Source organism: Pseudoalteromonas shioyasakiensis (assembly GCF_001550135.1).
In the GTDB taxonomy this organism is placed as follows: Bacteria; Pseudomonadota; Gammaproteobacteria; order Enterobacterales; family Alteromonadaceae; genus Pseudoalteromonas; species Pseudoalteromonas shioyasakiensis.
Window position 1 is genome coordinate 64,599 of the sequence record NZ_LRUE01000022.1, and the last position, 17,687, is coordinate 82,285.

The following is a 17,687-nucleotide window of genomic DNA, read 5'->3' on the forward strand; positions in this document are numbered from 1 at the left end:
ATTAACTTGATGCTAATGCAAGCACTTATGCGAAAAGCTAAAAATACGGTAAGATAGCGCTAATTTTATTTAATCTTGAAGTTGTTATGTTTGAAACTCAGCATCTGCAGAACACCACCCTTTTGTGTCACCCAGCTTATAAAGATGAGCTCACGCAACAGTGGTTCGATGCCAATTATTGGCAACAACAAGATAAAATCGTTGGAGCAAAAAAAGGTCGCGCAACAGCGTGGTTTTTTAAACATCAACAGCTTACAGGCGTTCTTCGCCACTATTGGCGTGGTGGTTTAATAGGTAAGTTGCTGAGCGATCAGTACTTATATTTTGGTTTAAAGCAAACTCGTGTCTATAAAGAGTTTACACTGATGATGCGCTTAATTGAGCTTGGCCTAAATGTGCCTACACCCATTGCAGCAAAAGTGACCACCCGTGGCTTAATCTATCGCGGCGATATCATTACCGAGGCAGTAACAGGCGCAAAAAGCGTGCTAGATATTTTAATCACGCGCCCACTTAGCCAGTCTGAGCTAAAAGCGATAGCAGTGACTCTCAGCGAGTTTCACAATCACGGCGTCTATCACGCAGATTTAAACATCAATAACATACTGTTCGATGACACAGGTAAGGTGTTTATCATCGACTTTGACCGCGGTGAAATCAAACAGCCACATGCTAGCTGGCAAACAGAAAACATCAAGCGCCTTGCCCGTTCGTTTGCAAAAGAGCAAGGCCGTAATGAAGTGATGCATTGGCAACAAAGTGATTGGCAGTCACTGGTGTGTGACTACCAAGCATTGCTGAACTAATTATCGATTTTGGGCCAATGCTAAATAGTTTTCTGCAACTTGTGTTGCTGATATTTTTGATAGTATTTCTGCATCAACAACCTCTGGCTTATCGTTTAACACAGACTCAATAGCTTGAGTTAAAGCCTCAGGGTTATTTGTAGGAACTAAATACTTGGCTAAACTACCCGTTAAGATTTCTTTTGGTCCATGAGTACAATCGGTGCTTACAACTGGCGTACCCAGTATGAGCGCCTCAATGAGAACAGTGGGTAATCCTTCATAATCTGAACTCAGTACCAAAGCATCAGCGCCTTTAATCCAAGCATATGGGTTTTGCTGAAAGCCTGGCAAAATAAGCCTATCTTCAATACCATGCTGGCGACCGAGTTTGGCAGCTTTATTAACTTTATTACATAATAAAACAAGCTTATGGGATGTATTTAAATTAGCAAATGCTGAAAATAAAACATCATGTCTTTTTTGTTTGGCTAAACGACCTACGTGAATAATATAGGGCTCACGTGGTAATCCTAACTCAGCTTCACTCGCTTTTTTGACTATGCTTTGAACATTAAACGGGTTAAAAATTGTTGTGATAGTGCGGGGAGCAATCAACTTTTGCTGCTTAATTTCACTTTCAATACCTTCAGAAACACAAATTAAGTTTTGTCCTGACAAGCGCTTTTTACTTTTCAGTAAATATTGATAAGCAAATGGTCCAAGTTTCTTTTGTCTATTTAACTCAGCCGTAATTGAGTTATGAATGACATAGAAAACATGTTTAACAGTACTGCAAATTAACAAATTATTACTGCGATCTAAATTTGATAAAACGAGATCAAATTCCCCGTTTTTAGATTGGTATTGTGCAAACCAATTTTCGATACGTTTTACGCTTTTTTTTAGTTGCCAGAACCTATCAACTTTTTTTGCTTTATGGTCAAACAAACATTCAACATTTAGTTGTGATGGTAAGGTATATTCAATCGAATTCGCTAAACTAAGAATGACAACTTCATGTTGTTGAGCCAAAAGCTCGCCAGCCAGCGTCAGCATGACTTTCTCAGCCCCACCGCCAACCAAAGAATCAATAACTATGGCAACCTTCATTTAGAAACCCCAAACAATAACTCAGACACGCCTTGCAGCATTTCTTTCTTGGCATTATGCGGTTTTATTTTCGCCAAAACGTTTTTAGTTGCTTGATAAGTTGTAGGTTCCAGTAATCGTTTAACAGCGTCACTTAAACTGTCTAACGTTGGGTCTGCGGCTAAAGTTAAGTTACTTTCAACACAGTTTTGCAAACGTTTCGGTTGGTCCTTGGAAATTGCTGCAGCAACAGTGGGGACTTTGAGTGAAATAGCTTGTAATAAACTGTCCCCTGCTGATAACACTGCAAATTTAGCATGTGCTAATACACCAACAAATTCACTTGCATGTAAACTTTTTAAAATGATCAGGGTATCATCTTTAGGTAGATCGTTTGGGTAGTTAGAACCAAAAACAACGATACCTTTCAAGCCTGTTTCAGCAGCTATTTTCTTCGCTGCTTGATAAAAAATATCAGCAAATAACTGGTTTTTTTCACCGTGCCCACCTGACCCAGCATTTACTAAAAAATAACCTTCATTCGTAAGATTTAACTGAGCTAACAATTGATACGTTTCGGTACTTGATGACTGAGAGAAGAAAGGACCCACATTTACCGGAGGTGACAAAGGGAAGAGCTTAAGCTTTAATCGCTCACTGAAGCTTATTTTTTCAATACAATAGTCAGGTTGTGCAACCCAATGTTTATCTATTAAATTTAAACGATTTAGCTTTAAGCCTTTCGCTCTTTTTTTATTATGCTGTGAAATAAACACCACTTTAGCCCCTGCACGCTTTGCTGTTTTCATTTGGGCTGCTCTACCTGCACAATCAAAAACAACCAAGTTAGGCTTAAATGTTTCAATTAACTGATTAACTTTACGCGTTTCTTTTGTCGCTGATTGCTCTATCAGTGTTGTATCAAATGGGCAATCAAGGGCGTAATTTGTATGTTTATTTAATAAAAAGTGGATGTCTAAACGATCGGGAAAACTCTCATCTAAATAATGAGCAAATGATAACGAACGCATGTATTCACCTATTCCTTCAGATGATGACACGGGGATAAATAAAAGGCGTTTTTTTTCCATTACACTTTAAATTATAAAATTTGCCAGATTATACATCAAATTGAGTTCCTTTTACGATACCTAGACGAATTGCTCGTTGTGAATTATTTACTGCAATCATCATGTAGGGTTGGTAGACTTCTAGTCCCAAAAAACAAACCGAGAATTAAGCATTGCCTAAAAAAACACTTTTATTACTCGCTCTTGCTAGCGCATTTAGTCTACCTCTAGCTGCTGAACCTTGGGTTAAACCAGACGACTATGGCTTACGAGCCGACATTCAATTATTAGCGGATACAGGAGTGATTAAAGCTCCTGTAACTACATACCCGCTAATGTGGAATAGCTTTATTGATGAATTAAATGACACCACACTAGAGCAATTACCTAGTTTTGTTCAAGATGCTTTACTTCGAGTACAACACAGATATAAAGCCGAAAATACCGAACAGCACAATTTCCATACTGAAGTTTTTCTATCAACAGATACATTACCAGCCACGAGTTTTGGCGCCACCAACACACAAAAATCAGAAGCGACCGTCGCTTATAGTTATTTAGGTGAAAGTTTAGCTGGTAAACTAGCAGTTAATTATCGTTCTGATGGTCGAAAATGCTATCTAGAGGGCATGGAACAATCAGACATAGCTGAAGATCATCAAGCGCTTACTGACTGTGATGATATTACTTTTGACCATAGTTACCTTGCCTATAAAATTGGCAATTGGGTCTTTCGTGCAGGTGCAGTTGAACAATTCTGGGGACCAGGTGTTGACAACAGTCTAATTCTCACAGCGAATAGTAAACCTTTACAAGCTTTCAGCATCAGTCGTGAAAAAGCCACCGCTTTTGAATCAGCTTGGTTGAGCTGGATTGGTCCTTGGAGCTTAACAACTCAAATGGCTAAGCTTGAATCAACCCGAGCAGTCCCTGATGCGCTACTTTGGAGTAGCCGAGTGAACTTTAGGCCAATTCAGCAACTTGAAGTTGCTCTAAGCTGGTCTGCACAATGGGGCGGGGATGGTGAACCCCAATCTATCTCAGAATTTTTTGATATGGTTTCAGGTAAAAGTACTTGTCCTGATGGTTCGCAAGACTGTACTGAAGCTGAAAAGTCAAAATTAGGCAACCAACTGGCAGGTATTGATTTACGCTGGTCAGATACTCTCTATTCATACCCGTACGCTATTTATGTAAGTACGATTGGCGAAGACGCTAGTAGCTACTTTAAACCCGCAGACAGAGCGTATTTAGCAGGTGTAGAAACAACAATTCCATTTGCAGAGCAAAATATCAAAGTAAACATTGAATACATTGATACTGTGGTTTCATGCTCTGGTGATGAATCTGTGCCTGGTGCTGAAATCTTCAATAACTGCTATTACGAGCATGGTAAATATAATTCTGGTTATCGCTACCAAGGAAGAACGATAGGCTCTACATTTGATAACGACACAGAATCCCTTGTACTCACAGTGCTTGGGCAGCATAGAAATGGCAACGATTGGCAGGTTAAACTGCGCCAAGTTGATTATAACAACGACAATGTAGATCTTTACCCTAGCAACCCAGATTTAGGGCATACAATCACTAAAAATGCCATTGATAGCACACAACTAGAACTGCGCTACAGAATGTTAGCATTACAAGGAAGAATCTCTTTCGGTGCTCTGGCTGCTAAGAATAAATCAATGGAGGAATCAGACACTGAAACCTCCGCATTTATGAAATATGAAATGAACTTTTAGAATCAAAAAAGCCAACACATGTTGGCTTTTTTATTAACTTTTGATTTTGCTAATTACGTTTGATGTTGAGCAACCATTAAGAAACTCAAGTACTTCGACTTTTCCGCCATGGCGTAACACATGCTCGGCACCGGCAATTTGGTCAACGGTGTAATCACCGCCTTTAACCAGTACATCAGGGCTAATTTGCTCAATAAGCTTAGCTGGCGTGTCATTTTCTTCAATGCTGCCAAATGGAATAACCCAATCAACTGACGCTAGCGCACTTAATACCATGGCACGTTCATCCAATGGATTAATCGGTCTTTCTGGGCCTTTTAAACGAGAGATTGATTCGTCATTATTTAAGCCAACAACCAGCCTGTCACCTCGTGCTTTTGCCTGTGCTAGGTAGCGCACATGGCCTGCGTGAAGGATGTCAAAACAACCATTAGTGAAAACTATTTTTTCACCATTTTGCTTAGCAAACTCAATGTGCTGAAGCACATCTTCAAAAGGCGTTTGGTAATGCTCGCCAGTTTGCTGTAAATATTGACCAAGCTTACGGCTCAACTCTTCTGGCGACACAGTTGCGGCACCCAGTTTACTCACCGCAATTCCGGCAGCAAGGTTGGCAATTTCGACCGCATCTTTTGCTGCCATTCCCGCACCAAGCATCACTGCAAGCGTCGCGATTACGGTATCGCCTGCGCCAGTAACATCGCTAACTTCAAGCTGCTGGGCTGCAAAATCATGTTTTTCTGCTTGGCTAATTAACGACATACCCTGCTCTGAGCGAGTTAACAACATAGCAGCGATGCCTGCTTCAGTGATTAGCTTACGTGCGCTGTCAGTCAAGTTTTGCTCAGAGTCCGTCAAACCACCAGCAAGCTTAAACTCGTTTAAGTTAGGGGTTATGTAATCAGCACCACGATATAAGCTTAAATCAGATGATTTAGGATCAATAAGTACCGTTTTACCCGCTTTCTTTGCAACCTGAATCATTTGTTGAATTAAGCTCAGAGAACCTTTGTTGTAGTCAGAAAACAACACAAAATCGTAGTCATCTAAAACCAGCTCTAAACGGTTTAATAACAATTGGCTGTGTTGCTCAGTAAAGCTCTCTTCAAGGTCTAATCGAACAACTTGCTGATGACGGCTGATTACTCGCATTTTAGAAATAGTCGGTAAATCGCAAACACTCACTAATTGAGAATCAATTTTCTCCGAACTTAAAATTGTTTCGAGGATTTGCCCACTTTCATCTTCACCAACTAAACCTAGTAGGCCCACTTTACCATCTAAACGGGCAATATTTTTTGCTACGTTTGCTGCACCACCAGCTTTGTCTTCAAATTTACTGACTTTAACAACAGGTACAGGGGCTTCAGGCGAAATACGCCCTGAATCGCCATGCCAATATCTATCTAGCATGACATCACCAACGACTAAAATACGAGCCTTTGAAAGGTTTTTTAGTAACGCTAAATCCATTACTTTTGCTCCGCTACAACCATATCGATGGCTTCGCATAGCCAATGTCCGATGAACATATGCGCCTCTTGGATACGCGCTGTTTCATCATTTTTAATGATAATAGGTAGCTTAGCGATATCTTTTACTTTACCGCCATCTCGGCCCGTTAATGCGACTGTAAAGGCGCCAATTTCATTTGCCGCTGCCAGTGCAAGATTGATGTTAGGGCTAGTGCCTGAGGTGGTTAAGCCAATCACCAAATCTTCAGGTTTACATAACGCCTGCACTTGGCGCTCAAATACAGTATCAAAATGATAGTCGTTACTGTGAGCGGTTAAAATTGAAGTATCTGTTGTCAATGCGATAGAAGCAAGTGGACCGCGTTCCAATTTGTAACGTACGACAAACTCAGCAGCTAAATGCTGTGCATCAGCCGCACTACCGCCATTACCAAACCAAATTACCTTACCACCAGCTTGTAAAGCGCTGTGACATACTTCAAGTAATTGCATCACTTCTGGGTGATATGTATCCATCGTTTCAAATAACATTTGATGGCGGTTCAAACTTTCTAAGTAGCTTGCTGCTACAGAATCTAATTCAGGCATGAATATCCCTCTTTGGAACAAACTTTGGCAGGAGTAATAATGTTATTATTCCACAGATTTATTTCTTTGTGTTCAGTTTATCGTACTTTTATGAATATCGACTGGATAATTACAGTTATATGTAGACTAACTATTGGCAACAGCTCGATTAGCGTTAAACTACCCTAAAACTCTATATATTAAAAATTATGGCGCGCATTTTATACTCTTTACTTTTATACCTACTAAGCCCACTGGTTGTTTTTTACCTGTATGTTTTACGTGGCAAAAAGAATAAGGGTTACCGTGAGCATTTTGCTGAGCGCTTTGGCTTTTCGAATTTATCGCACCACGATGTTGTTTTTCATTGTGCCTCTGTTGGTGAAGTGTTAGCGGCAACCCCGCTTATTAAGGCTGTTCAATCAGAAAATCCAGCGCTTACTATTTTAGTAACCTGTAATACCCCAACAGGTCGCGAGCAAGTAAAAAATAACTTTAAAGATGCGGTTAGCTGTAGTTATTTACCGATTGATTTTTTCTTCGCTACCAATCGATTTTTAAAACGAATCCAGCCAAAGGTACTGTGTATTTTAGAAACTGAGCTTTGGCCAAACCTGATGGCGCAAAGCAGCAACACCGGCACAAAAGTACTTGTTTTAAATGCCCGGCTTTCAGCTAAATCACAGCAAGGCTACCAAAAGGTAATGCCTTTAACTAAGGTGATCATGCAGTCTATTAGCGATCTTGCTAGTCATAATCAAAATGATGCCAAACGTTTTATTGAACTTGGTTTAAAACCTGAAAAGGCACGCGTATTTGGCTCAATTAAATTTGATATCACGCCTACAGAAGAGCAATTAAATAAAGTTGCAGCACTAAAAAAACAGTATAACAACGAGCGCTTTATCTGGGTTGCAGGCTCCACTCATCCTGTTGAACATGAGCTTATTTTAACTGCTCATGAGAAGCTATTAAAAGCGTTACCCCACGCACTTTTGATTATTGCTCCACGTCACCCAGAGCAATTTGATAAAGTCGCGGAGATATTAAAAAGCTCAAATTTGAGCTTTAGTCGTCGCAGTGAAGATAACTATAACAACCAACAAGTTGTGTTAGCTGACACGTTAGGTGAGTTACAATGCTTATATGGTGTGGCAAACATCAGCTATGTTGGCGGTAGTTTAATAGAGCGAGGCGGCCATAACCCGTTAGAGTCAGCAGCGTTTTCTGTTGGCGTATTAGCAGGCCCTCATACCTATAACTTCGACCATATTTATCCTGAACTGATTAGTGCTCAGGGAGCTAAAACCGTTACCGATGAAAATCACCTTGCTGACACACTTATCGCTTTGAGCACTGATGTACAAAAGACGATTAAGCTCGGTCAACAAGCTGCGAAATGCGTTGCTAACAATCAAGGCGCCATCAGTAAAACGGTTAATTTAATTGAGCATTACTTAGAAAAGTAAGATAGAAAAGTAAAATAGAATAGAGAAATAATGTGACTTCAAAGCAAGCGATGAATCGCCCAGAAATACAAATGCGCGAATGGGTATCAAGCGTAATCGTAAAATACAATTTCTGTCCATTTGCCCGTAAAGAAGTTGAAAGCAATTGCATTCATTATCAAATCAGCCAGTCTACTACTCTTGATGATGCAGTAATGGATATGCTTGAGCAATGTAGCGCATTAGACCAACAAGCAGAGCGCGAAACCACTTTGTTAATGTTTGAGCAAGGCTTTAAGGATTTTGAAGAGTTCTTAGATTTAGTCGATTTAGCCAATGCGCTTTTAGCTGCGCAAGGCTATGAAGGTAAGTATCAAATAGCCAACTTTCATCCTGACTATGTGTTTGCTGATAGCGATGACAGCGATGCTGCAAACTATACGAATCGTGCACCTTACCCAACACTGCATTTGATCCGTGAAGCCAGCATGAGCGAAGCGTTAGACAGCTACAATGAACCCGAATCTATCCCAGAGCACAACATTAAACTAGCAAGGCGCAAAGGCATCGACTTTTGGCAGCAGCTGCTGCAAAACTGCATCGATAAGCGCTAACACCTACCGGCGTTTAATAGATAAAAAGCCAGCAATGCTGGCTTTTTATTTTTTATAGCTATTAAATTTAGTGAGCTATTTTTTTACCCACTCACCGTTCACTTCAATGTAGTGACCCGGCTTAGTTTTTTCGATAGTTTTTGCCGCAGCAAGGGCTTCAACTTGCGCTAACGAAAGATTATTCTTTTTCGCAAGTTTTAAATATTGCTCTTTACGCTTTGCATTAATTTCATCAACGACCGCTTTTGCTTCGCTGTTATTAACCACTAAACCTAAATAGCCTGAGCTGTCTTCACCCACCAAACCTTGGCTCTTTGCATCATCAAGGCTGATAGCCCAAGCTGAGAAAGATAAACAAACAGCACTGATCAAGGTGATCACATTTAGTTTTTTAAGTTGTAATTTACGCATGTGTGCTCCTTAGAATAATTCGCTGTCATCACTGAATAAGGTATCAAGTTCTTTATCCACTTTTACGCGGATCTCATGGTCAACTTTTACATTTAAGTTGATTGTAATCGGCTCTTTTGCTGCCACCTCAACACGGTGAGTACAGGCACTCAGCATGCCTACTGCCGTCAGCATTACTAACCACTTAGCCATCATTGCTTCCTTTTTTTGCATACTCTTTCTCAACTTTTTGAGTAATTTCATCACTTAAACGCAGCGCTCTAAGTAAAGTAAATACATTCTCTTCATGGTTATAATTAAAGTTCACTGCTTGCTGCTGCGCTTCATTATAACCTTCTAAATTAACACCTAAATGTAACCAACCATCAGGTTTGAGGTTAACACTGCTGCGTAGTTTTTTAATATCTAAATTCTCGAGTAAACTCAGCGTTGTACTCAGCTCCTGTTGCTGCGCTTTTACAGCTTCAAAACCCGCATTATTAGTGATCAGTAATTTACCATCACCTTGATTAACTAGCTGCCCTTGCTTTACCTCTATGCCCTGTTTGCTTATAACAACAGGTAAGGTGCCCGCTAAGCGCCCGCTTAAACTAATTCCAGACTCGGCATCAAGGGTGACTAATTTGCTGGCATCAATATTTTCAAACTTAACGGTCGCGGTTTGGTTGTCACTCAGTGGGCAGTATTTATTCACCACAAATTTGCCGCCCATAACCTGACCGGTTAGATCAGCTGCGCAAGGCTGATTAGCCGTTACCTGCAACTGACCCTGCATATTTTTGACCACAGCACCTGCGCGCAGTTCATTGAGTGTAAATTTAGTCGCTGCAATATTAAGCTGCCCTGAATTAAACGTCCCATCTAAATCCACGGCAAAATCATTTGCTAGGTAGTCATTATAAAGCGCACTGAGTTTATTAATGTGAACACTACCTTCTGCTTGCTGAAGATTTACATCACCTTTAATAATCCCTGAAACCACCCCATCAGTGATGGTTGCAAGGGGCTCAAACTGAGCAATTATCGGATTAAGCTTGGCTATTGCCTGCTCAGGTATCACCAATTCAAATGGGTGCGCAACCTTAGACATATGATGGCTAACAAGCGCTTCAAAGCCATCTGCAAACACATGATGCGTTGCCTGCAGGGCGCGGCTTTGGAGGGCATTTGTAACGACAGACAACTTATTTAAGCTAAGCTCTGCTGTTGATAATTTAGCGACAGTGGTTTTGGCATCAATATCAGCAAATAATTCCCCCACACTGAGGTCTGTACTAAGGGTTAGCTCATTACTTATTTTTACTGCGCTAATATCATCATAATTTAATGATTTAACCTTGCTATTGGCTTTAACAACGAGGTGCTGCTGGGCATTATACTCAGCGTCAATCGCGCTGCTAAAATCAGCTAACTGTGCACCTGATATTAGCGCATTTTTAGCACTGATATTGGTATTCAGTTTAGCTGTAGGGCTAGTAAATAACTCATCGATATTTAGCTTTCCTTTAGCCCCAATACCCTCAACCAGAGCACCGTCAGCCTGAAAATCTAAAAATGCAGGGAGTGAATCAAGTGACAGTTGAAAATCAGCGCTAACGTCACTTTCATGCAAATGCGCATTTAGCTTAAGCTCATCAATATCTTTACTGTTAAAATCAATGCTAACTTGGCTATTAAGTGATGCGAGCGGATCCTGTAAAGAAAAGGTAGTATTACTGACTGTCACTTCACTTTGCCCTTTAGTTGCTAGCAGTTTTACGATTGGGACTGATAGCTGCTCGGCTTCTACACTAACTGGTTTGTCAATGTGTAACTGCCAAGTAAGCGGTAACTGCGCTTCAACAAATGATTGATGCTGTTGGTCTTTGATGATGCTTAAACATGCTTGGTTTGCGCTAAGTTGATTTTGTAACGCTGATAAATCCGCATATAAATGCTGTTGGTTTAATTGATACTTCGCACTCAGTTGCCCTTCGGTGGTAAAACCTAGGTCGCATTGCGCTAGAGCATGCTGATAACTTGCATTGACGGTGCTTTCAATTGCAACCGTAATACCATCAAACTTAACCTGCGATTGAGTGCCAAAATGGCTGCTTTGTGGCAATGTTATGAACCGCCTAGCTACTTGCTCATCAAGGGTGATGTTGGCTTTTATTTCATAATTAGATATTTCAACATCTGCATTAAGATCACGTGAAATCGTAAAATGGTTTAAGCGTTTTTCTTGTATTGCCAACCTAACAGGGCTATCGGTAAATGGTGAGACTACATCAAGCTGCTCAATGCTTATTAGCGGTCTTTGCTCTGGTAATACTAAAGCGAGCTTTTTAAATTCAGTCTGTGCTGATTCTGGTTGTTTTTTATTTGCAAGGTCGCTAACGATGAGATTAGCGCGAGAAACCCTAACCTGTTGCTTGTTAGCAAGGATACCAGCTAACTCTATTTGCTGCCCTTGATAAGTTAAGCATAATTTCTCGATATTTAAATCAAGCTGGCTGGTCAATGACCAATCAATGCAGTGAAGCTCAGCGCCATTTTTACTAAGCATAGGCGTTAAGTACCACGATGTCAGTGGTAGCCTGAACAGATACGCCAACAGCAGCATGCTTAGCACGATACCTAGCAACCCTACGCTTACCCGCTTAAAACTCAAAAAACTCTCCTTGCCTTTGAACTTACACTTACTAGCACCATTATAAACAAAAAGGCTGCACTTAATAGTGCAGCCTTTTTAGTTTAAACGGTTTGTATGAACCTAGCTTGTATAGCTAGGTATATAGCTAAGTTTTAGCCAACGTTTTTACGTGCGTTGCGGAACATACGCATCCATGGGCTATCTTCACGCCACTCATCTGGGTGCCATGAGTTAGCAACAGTACGGAATACACGCTCTGGGTGCGGCATCATAACCGTGGCACGACCATCAGTAGAGGTAATACCTGTGATACCTTCAGGCGAGCCGTTCGGGTTAGCTGGGTATTGCGTTGTTGGGTTACCGTAGTTATCAACAAACTTCACTGCCACAGTGCCTGACTCAAGCGCAGCTTTAACTGCATCGCTGTTAGCGAATTCAGCATGACCTTCACCATGAGAAACAGCGATAGGCATACGAGAACCAGCCATACCGTTAAAGAATACTGATGGGTTTTCTTGCACTTCTACAAGGCTAAAGCGAGCTTCAAAGCGCTCTGACTTGTTGGTTACAAAACGTGGCCAGTGCTCAGTGCCTGGGATCAATTCTTTCAATGTTGAAAGCATTTGACAGCCATTACACACACCTAGGCTGAATGTATCTTCGCGGTGGAAGAAGCTTTGGAACTGCTCACGCGCCATCTCATTAAATAAGATTGACTTAGCCCAGCCTTCACCTGCGCCTAATACGTCACCGTAAGAGAAACCACCACATGCCACTAAGCCTTTAAATTGCTCAAGTGTTAAACGACCTTCAAGGATGTCGCTCATGTGTACGTCAACCGCTGCAAAGCCAGCGCGGTTAAATGCCGCAGCCATTTCTAAATGAGAGTTAACACCTTGCTCACGTAGAATCGCCATTTTCGGCTTCGCACCAGTTGCAATGTAAGGCGCAGCAACGTCTTCGTTTAAGTCAAAGCTTAGTTTTACGTTTAGACCTGGGTCTTTTGCGTCAAACTTAGCGTCAAATTCTTGCTTAGCACACTCTGGGTTATCGCGACGTGCTTGCATTTGGTAAGTTGTTTCTGCCCAAATAGTGCGAAGCTCAGTACGCGTGTGGTTAAGTACCACATCATCACCACGAGTGAATACCACACGGTCATCAGCGTTTAATGCACCAATTTCATGGCTGATAGCTGCTAAGCCGTGATCAGCAAGAACGGCTTTCACTGCATCTAAATCAGCATTAGCCACTTGGATAACCGCACCTAGCTCTTCATTATAAAGTGCTTCGATGTCTGAACCTGTAAGGCCTGCAAGGTCAACAGTAACACCCGTGTGACCAGCAAATGCCATTTCCGCAACAGTTGTGAATAAACCACCGTCTGAACGGTCATGGTAGGCAAGTAACTTGTTATCAGCAACAAGCGCTTGCATTGCTTCATAGAAACCTTTTAATAACTCAGGGCTATCAACATCAGGTGTTACATCACCTAATTGCTTATAAACCTGTGCAAGGCTTGATGCACCCATACGGTTTTGACCCGCACCTAAATCAACTAATAATAGTGATGACTCACCTTTATCAGTGCGTAGCTGTGGCGTTACTGTTTTACGCACATCTTCAACACGACCAAAGGCAGTGATGATTAGTGATAATGGCGCAGTAACCGATTTTTGCTCACCGTTTTCATCCCATTGAGTTTTCATCGACATTGAGTCTTTACCCACAGGGATTGTTAAACCAAGTGCTGGACAAAGCTCTTCACCTACCGCTTTAACAGCTTCGTAAAGACCTGCATCTTCGCCAGGGTGACCAGCTGCGGCCATCCAGTTTGCAGATAGCTTGATATTTTCAAGGCCACCGATGTTAGCACACGCGATGTTCGTTAATGACTCAGCCACAGCTAAACGAGCAGAAGCTCCATAGTTTAACAGTGCAGCTGGTGTACGTTCACCTAGTGACATTGCTTCACCGTGGTAAGTATCAAACGCAGCGGCTGTTACCGCACAGTTTGCTACTGGCACCTGCCAAGGACCTACCATTTGGTCACGAGCAACTAAACCCGTTACCGTGCGGTCACCAATGGTGATTAAGAATGTTTTTTCAGCAATCGTTGGTAGGCGTAATAAACGTTGTGCAGCATCTGCAGCATCAATGTTTGCAACGTCTAATGGTTGTGATTGTGCTTTTTTAGACTCAACTTCGCGGTGCATTTTTGGTGCTTTACCAAGTAAAACATCAAGCGGTAGATCAACAGGGTTGTTACCAAAGTGGCTATCTTCAACCGTTAAGTGACGCTCTTCTGTTGCTTCACCAATAACAGCGTATTCTGCACGCTCACGTTTACAGATTGCTTCAAAGCGCGCGAAGTCTTCTGCTGCAACAGCTAATACGTAACGCTCTTGAGATTCGTTACACCAAATTTCGTGTGGTGCCATACCCGGCTCATCGTTTGGAATATCACGAAGTTGGAATTTACCACCACGACCACCGTCGTCTACAAGCTCAGGGAATGCGTTTGAAAGACCACCTGCACCCACATCGTGGATGAAAGCGATTGGGTTTGCATCACCTAACTGCCAACATTTGTCGATAACTTCCTGACAACGGCGTTCCATTTCTGGGTTTTCACGCTGAACAGATGCAAAGTCTAAGTCTTCGTTTGATTGACCTGATGTCATACTAGAGGCAGCACCACCACCAAGACCGATGTTCATTGCCGGACCACCTAGTGCAATTAGCTTAGCACCTACAGGGATTTCACCTTTTTGAACATGTTCAGAACGAATGTTACCTAAACCACCTGCAAGCATGATTGGCTTGTGGTAACCACGTACTTCTTCACCGTTATGGCTTGATACTTTCTCTTCGTATGTACGGAAGTAACCAAGTAAGTTAGGACGACCAAATTCGTTATTGAATGCCGCGCCACCTAATGGACCTTCAGTCATGATATCAAGTGCATTAACGATACGACCAGGCTTACCAAAGTCTGTTTCCCATGGCTGCTCGTAGCCAGGAATACGTAGGTTAGATACAGTGAAGCCAACTAAACCAGCTTTAGGTTTAGAGCCGCGGCCTGTTGCACCTTCATCACGAATTTCACCACCAGAACCTGTTGATGCACCTGAGAATGGCGCAATCGCTGTTGGGTGGTTGTGCGTTTCAACTTTCATCAAGATTTCGATGTTCTCTTGATGGTATGCGTACTCGCCTTCACTATTCGGGAAGAAACGACCCGCTACAGAACCCTTCATTACCGCAGCGTTATCTTTATATGCAGATAACACGTTTTCAGGGTTTTGCTCGTAAGTGTTTTTGATCATTTTGAACAATGATTTTGGCTGTTCGATGCCATCAATTGTCCAATCGGCGTTAAAGATTTTGTGACGACAATGCTCAGAGTTTGCTTGCGCGAACATGAATAATTCGATGTCGTTCGGGTTACGCCCTAACTTTTGGAAGTTTTCTACCAAGTAATCAATTTCGTCATCTGCAAGCGCAAAACCTTGCTCAACGTTTGCTTTAGCAAGCGCTTCACGGCCACCACCTAAAATGTCAACTGATGACATTGGACGCGGTTCATCATGACGGAATAATTTAGCTGCATCAGCCATATCCGCGTGCGTTGCTTCAGTCATACGGTCATGTAATAACGCTGCAACTTCAGCTGTTTGCTGAGCTGATAAATTACCTTCTACGTAGTATGCAATACCACGCTCAACACGGTGAACTTGGCTTAAGCCACAGTTATGTGCGATGTCAGTTGCTTTTGATGCCCAAGGCGAGATAGTACCTGGACGCGGCGTTACAAGAATTAACGTGCCAGCAGGGGTATGCTCGGCAATTGTTGGACCATAAGTAAGCAGTTTTTCCAGCTTGGTTTGCTCATCAGCTGAAAGCTCGGCTGTAAGATCAGCAAAATGCATGAACTCAGCATAAACGTCAGTGACTGGAAGTTGTGCCTGTTGGCAACGCGCTAAAATTTTCTGAACTCTAAAATCGGAAAGTGCTGGTGCACCACGAAGGATCAACATAGGTATTTTCATCCGGGGTTAGGGATTGAACGATATTTTAGGCGCATATTATAGTGCAAATAACGTCTAGATTTAACTCAAAATTACGCTTTTATTTAAATAATCTTCATAACCGCTTTTATGGTTGCAACAATTAACTATCTTAGTCGTCTTTATTTCTCTGCAGGTACTTGTTCTGTATGACTTATCTACCAGCTGCCTTGTTATAGTTATTAATTTTTAAATAGATAACTAAAACTATTCGCCAAGTGACGTGGCTTAGAAGTTTTGTTATAACACTAAGGTAATGGTTTAAGGGGCATTTATAATCTATGCAAAAGTTACTCGCTATTTTTAGTTTAGTGCTCATGTTATGTGCGTGTGATATGCAACAGCAACCGTCGCAACTTGCTCATATCAAGGCACAGAACAAAATTAGAGTAGGCACATTAGCTGGCGCGAGTAACTACTATCAGGCTCCACAAGGTGTGCAAGGCTTTGAATATGAGCTTGCCCAAGAGTTTGCTGACTATGTTGGTGTAGAGCTCGAGATGGTGCCTTTTTTTAATCTATCCGATATGTTTGCACGCTTAGAAAGTGGCGATTTAGATATTATAGCTTCAGGTCTTACCTATAATACGATTCGGGCAGAGCATTATCGATTTGGCCCAACCTATCGCACAATTAGCCAAAAATTAGTTTACAAACAAGGCCGTACTCGCCCTCGAGAGTTTGAGGATTTAACCGGTAATCTCACTGTTTTAGCCAAAAGCAGCCACTCGTTAGCACTACAACAATTAAAACAACTGCATCCTGAACTTAGCTGGAACGAAACAGAAGATATGGATGAAGAAGAGCTTCTGCAAGCAGTTATAGACGGTGAAATTGATTACACCCTAGCAGATTCACACACCTTATCGCTGTTTCGCCGCTATCACCCAAATTTGAGTATCGGCTTTTCGGTTACCCGTAACGACCCTATCGCTTGGTTACTAAGAAAAGATGGTGACGACTCTTTATATGCCTTGATGGTGCCATTTTTTGGCGACGTTAAGAAAAGCAACCAGCTTTATGTGTTAGAAGAAAAATACTTCGGCCATGTTCGTCAGTTTAACTATGTGAATACCCTTGCTTATATCGAAGCAATAAAAGACACCTTACCTAAATACCAACCTTGGTTTGAGCAATACGCAGGTAACATAGACTGGCGATTACTGGCAGCTTTGAGTTATCAAGAATCAATGTGGAACCCAAGGGCTAAGTCACCAACCGGTGTACGTGGCATAATGATGCTAACCCAAGCAACAGCAAAACAGGTCGGCGTAACAAATCGACTAGAGCCTGAGCAAAATATTAAAGGCGGTGCGCAGTATCTTGCCAAAGTGATTTCTTGGATCCCTGAACGCATTCCGCAGCCCGACAGAACCTGGTTTGCCTTAGCCTCTTACAATGTTGGCTGGGGACACGTCAACGACGCACGTATTATTACCGAGCAAGAAGGTGCAAGCCCCGATAAGTGGGCTGATGTTAAAAAGCGCTTACCGCTTTTAATTAAAAAGCGTTACTATCGAAAAACCAAATATGGTTATGCCCGTGGCGATGTTGCAGTAAAGTACGTTGATAATATCCGTCGCTATTACGACGCACTGGTTTGGCTTGATGAAAATGATGCGATTGCTAACCCAAGCGAAGAAGAACAAAGCACTGAAGAAGCTCAACCTGAAGCGCAAGCGAGCGAACCAAAGCCAAATGACAACACGCAACAAACCAACTCGGAGCAGCAAGAATTAGAAAACAACTAACTTCAAGCACCGAAATCTGTTTAC

General features: G+C 41.9%; 13 protein-coding genes. 5 read left to right on the forward strand and 8 right to left on the reverse strand.

Features of this window, described 5'->3' with window-relative positions:
- Window positions 1–86: 86 nt before the first annotated feature.
- Window positions 87–806: a 3-deoxy-D-manno-octulosonic acid kinase gene (locus PASHI_RS16835; RefSeq protein WP_062566434.1), complete on the forward strand. Its 720-nt coding sequence runs from the start codon at window positions 87–89 to the stop codon at window positions 804–806.
- Here the strand turns inward: PASHI_RS16835 and PASHI_RS16840 are convergent, their stop codons facing one another.
- Window positions 807–1,898 (reverse strand): glycosyltransferase, encoded by a 1,092-nt coding sequence (locus PASHI_RS16840; RefSeq protein WP_062566435.1) that lies wholly within the window; start codon window positions 1,896–1,898, stop codon window positions 807–809. It lies immediately after the preceding gene.
- Window positions 1,895–2,908, reverse strand: a complete 1,014-nt coding sequence (locus tag PASHI_RS16845; RefSeq protein ID WP_244269410.1) for a glycosyltransferase family protein — start codon at window positions 2,906–2,908, stop codon at window positions 1,895–1,897. Before PASHI_RS16845 ends, PASHI_RS16840 begins: the two co-directional genes overlap by 4 nt.
- Before the next feature lie 212 nt (window positions 2,909–3,120).
- Between PASHI_RS16845 and PASHI_RS16850 the strand changes: the two genes are divergently transcribed.
- Window positions 3,121–4,695 (forward strand): capsule assembly Wzi family protein, encoded by a 1,575-nt coding sequence (locus tag PASHI_RS16850; protein WP_062566437.1) that lies wholly within the window; start codon window positions 3,121–3,123, stop codon window positions 4,693–4,695.
- Between the two features lie 33 nt (window positions 4,696–4,728).
- Here PASHI_RS16850 and hldE read toward each other — a convergent pair whose 3' ends face one another.
- Complete coding sequence (hldE, locus tag PASHI_RS16855) at window positions 4,729–6,168, reverse strand: bifunctional D-glycero-beta-D-manno-heptose-7-phosphate kinase/D-glycero-beta-D-manno-heptose 1-phosphate adenylyltransferase HldE (RefSeq protein WP_062566438.1); 1,440 nt, start codon at window positions 6,166–6,168, stop codon at window positions 4,729–4,731.
- A complete protein-coding gene (locus tag PASHI_RS16860) occupies window positions 6,168–6,758 on the reverse strand; it encodes a D-sedoheptulose-7-phosphate isomerase (RefSeq protein ID WP_058585836.1) in 591 nt (196 codons plus the stop codon). The genes hldE and PASHI_RS16860 overlap by 1 nt, the downstream gene beginning before the upstream one ends.
- Window positions 6,759–6,946: 188 nt before the next feature.
- Between PASHI_RS16860 and waaA the strand changes: the two genes are divergently transcribed.
- Entirely contained in the window at window positions 6,947–8,206 is a 1,260-nt protein-coding gene (gene waaA, locus PASHI_RS16865) for a lipid IV(A) 3-deoxy-D-manno-octulosonic acid transferase (RefSeq protein WP_062566439.1), read from the forward strand.
- A 50-nt stretch (window positions 8,207–8,256) separates the two neighbouring features.
- On the forward strand, window positions 8,257–8,799 hold the full coding sequence (locus PASHI_RS16870; RefSeq protein WP_062566595.1) for a DUF1415 domain-containing protein: 543 nt from the start codon (window positions 8,257–8,259) through the stop codon (window positions 8,797–8,799).
- Between the two features lie 75 nt (window positions 8,800–8,874).
- On the opposite strand, the gene PASHI_RS16875 is transcribed toward PASHI_RS16870, so the two are convergent.
- The 4 genes from PASHI_RS16875 to purL form a co-directional block, all read right to left on the reverse strand.
- Window positions 8,875–9,210, reverse strand: a complete 336-nt coding sequence (locus PASHI_RS16875) for a YdbL family probable chaperone protein (protein ID WP_054551056.1) — start codon at window positions 9,208–9,210, stop codon at window positions 8,875–8,877.
- A gap of 9 nt (window positions 9,211–9,219) precedes the next feature.
- Complete coding sequence (locus PASHI_RS16880) at window positions 9,220–9,402, reverse strand: YnbE family lipoprotein (protein WP_054551055.1); 183 nt, start codon at window positions 9,400–9,402, stop codon at window positions 9,220–9,222.
- Window positions 9,395–11,863, reverse strand: coding sequence for an intermembrane phospholipid transport protein YdbH family protein (locus PASHI_RS16885; protein WP_062566440.1), 2,469 nt, complete (start codon window positions 11,861–11,863; stop codon window positions 9,395–9,397). Before PASHI_RS16885 ends, PASHI_RS16880 begins: the two co-directional genes overlap by 8 nt.
- 134 nt (window positions 11,864–11,997) lie before the next feature.
- Window positions 11,998–15,882: a phosphoribosylformylglycinamidine synthase gene (purL, locus tag PASHI_RS16890; RefSeq protein ID WP_062566441.1), complete on the reverse strand. Its 3,885-nt coding sequence runs from the start codon at window positions 15,880–15,882 to the stop codon at window positions 11,998–12,000.
- A 311-nt stretch (window positions 15,883–16,193) separates the two neighbouring features.
- On the opposite strand from purL, the gene mltF reads away from it, so the two are divergent.
- Window positions 16,194–17,663: a membrane-bound lytic murein transglycosylase MltF gene (gene mltF / locus PASHI_RS16895; protein WP_062566442.1), complete on the forward strand. Its 1,470-nt coding sequence runs from the start codon at window positions 16,194–16,196 to the stop codon at window positions 17,661–17,663.
- The last annotated feature ends 24 nt before the right edge of the window (window positions 17,664–17,687 follow it).

Coding starts and splice junctions, on each gene's coding strand:
- PASHI_RS16860 (WP_058585836.1), bottom strand. CDS start 6,758: ATGCCTGAATTAGATTCTGTAGCAGCAAGCTACTTAGAAAGTTTGAAC.
- PASHI_RS16840 (WP_062566435.1), bottom strand. CDS start 1,898: ATGAAGGTTGCCATAGTTATTGATTCTTTGGTTGGCGGTGGGGCTGAG.
- PASHI_RS16845 (WP_244269410.1), bottom strand. CDS start 2,908: ATGCGTTCGTTATCATTTGCTCATTATTTAGATGAGAGTTTTCCCGAT.
- PASHI_RS16875 (WP_054551056.1), bottom strand. CDS start 9,210: ATGCGTAAATTACAACTTAAAAAACTAAATGTGATCACCTTGATCAGT.
- purL (WP_062566441.1), bottom strand. CDS start 15,882: ATGTTGATCCTTCGTGGTGCACCAGCACTTTCCGATTTTAGAGTTCAG.
- PASHI_RS16870 (WP_062566595.1), top strand. CDS start 8,257: ATGAATCGCCCAGAAATACAAATGCGCGAATGGGTATCAAGCGTAATC.
- hldE (WP_062566438.1), bottom strand. CDS start 6,168: ATGGATTTAGCGTTACTAAAAAACCTTTCAAAGGCTCGTATTTTAGTC.
- waaA (WP_062566439.1), top strand. CDS start 6,947: ATGGCGCGCATTTTATACTCTTTACTTTTATACCTACTAAGCCCACTG.
- PASHI_RS16835 (WP_062566434.1), top strand. CDS start 87: ATGTTTGAAACTCAGCATCTGCAGAACACCACCCTTTTGTGTCACCCA.
- PASHI_RS16880 (WP_054551055.1), bottom strand. CDS start 9,402: ATGGCTAAGTGGTTAGTAATGCTGACGGCAGTAGGCATGCTGAGTGCC.
- mltF (WP_062566442.1), top strand. CDS start 16,194: ATGCAAAAGTTACTCGCTATTTTTAGTTTAGTGCTCATGTTATGTGCG.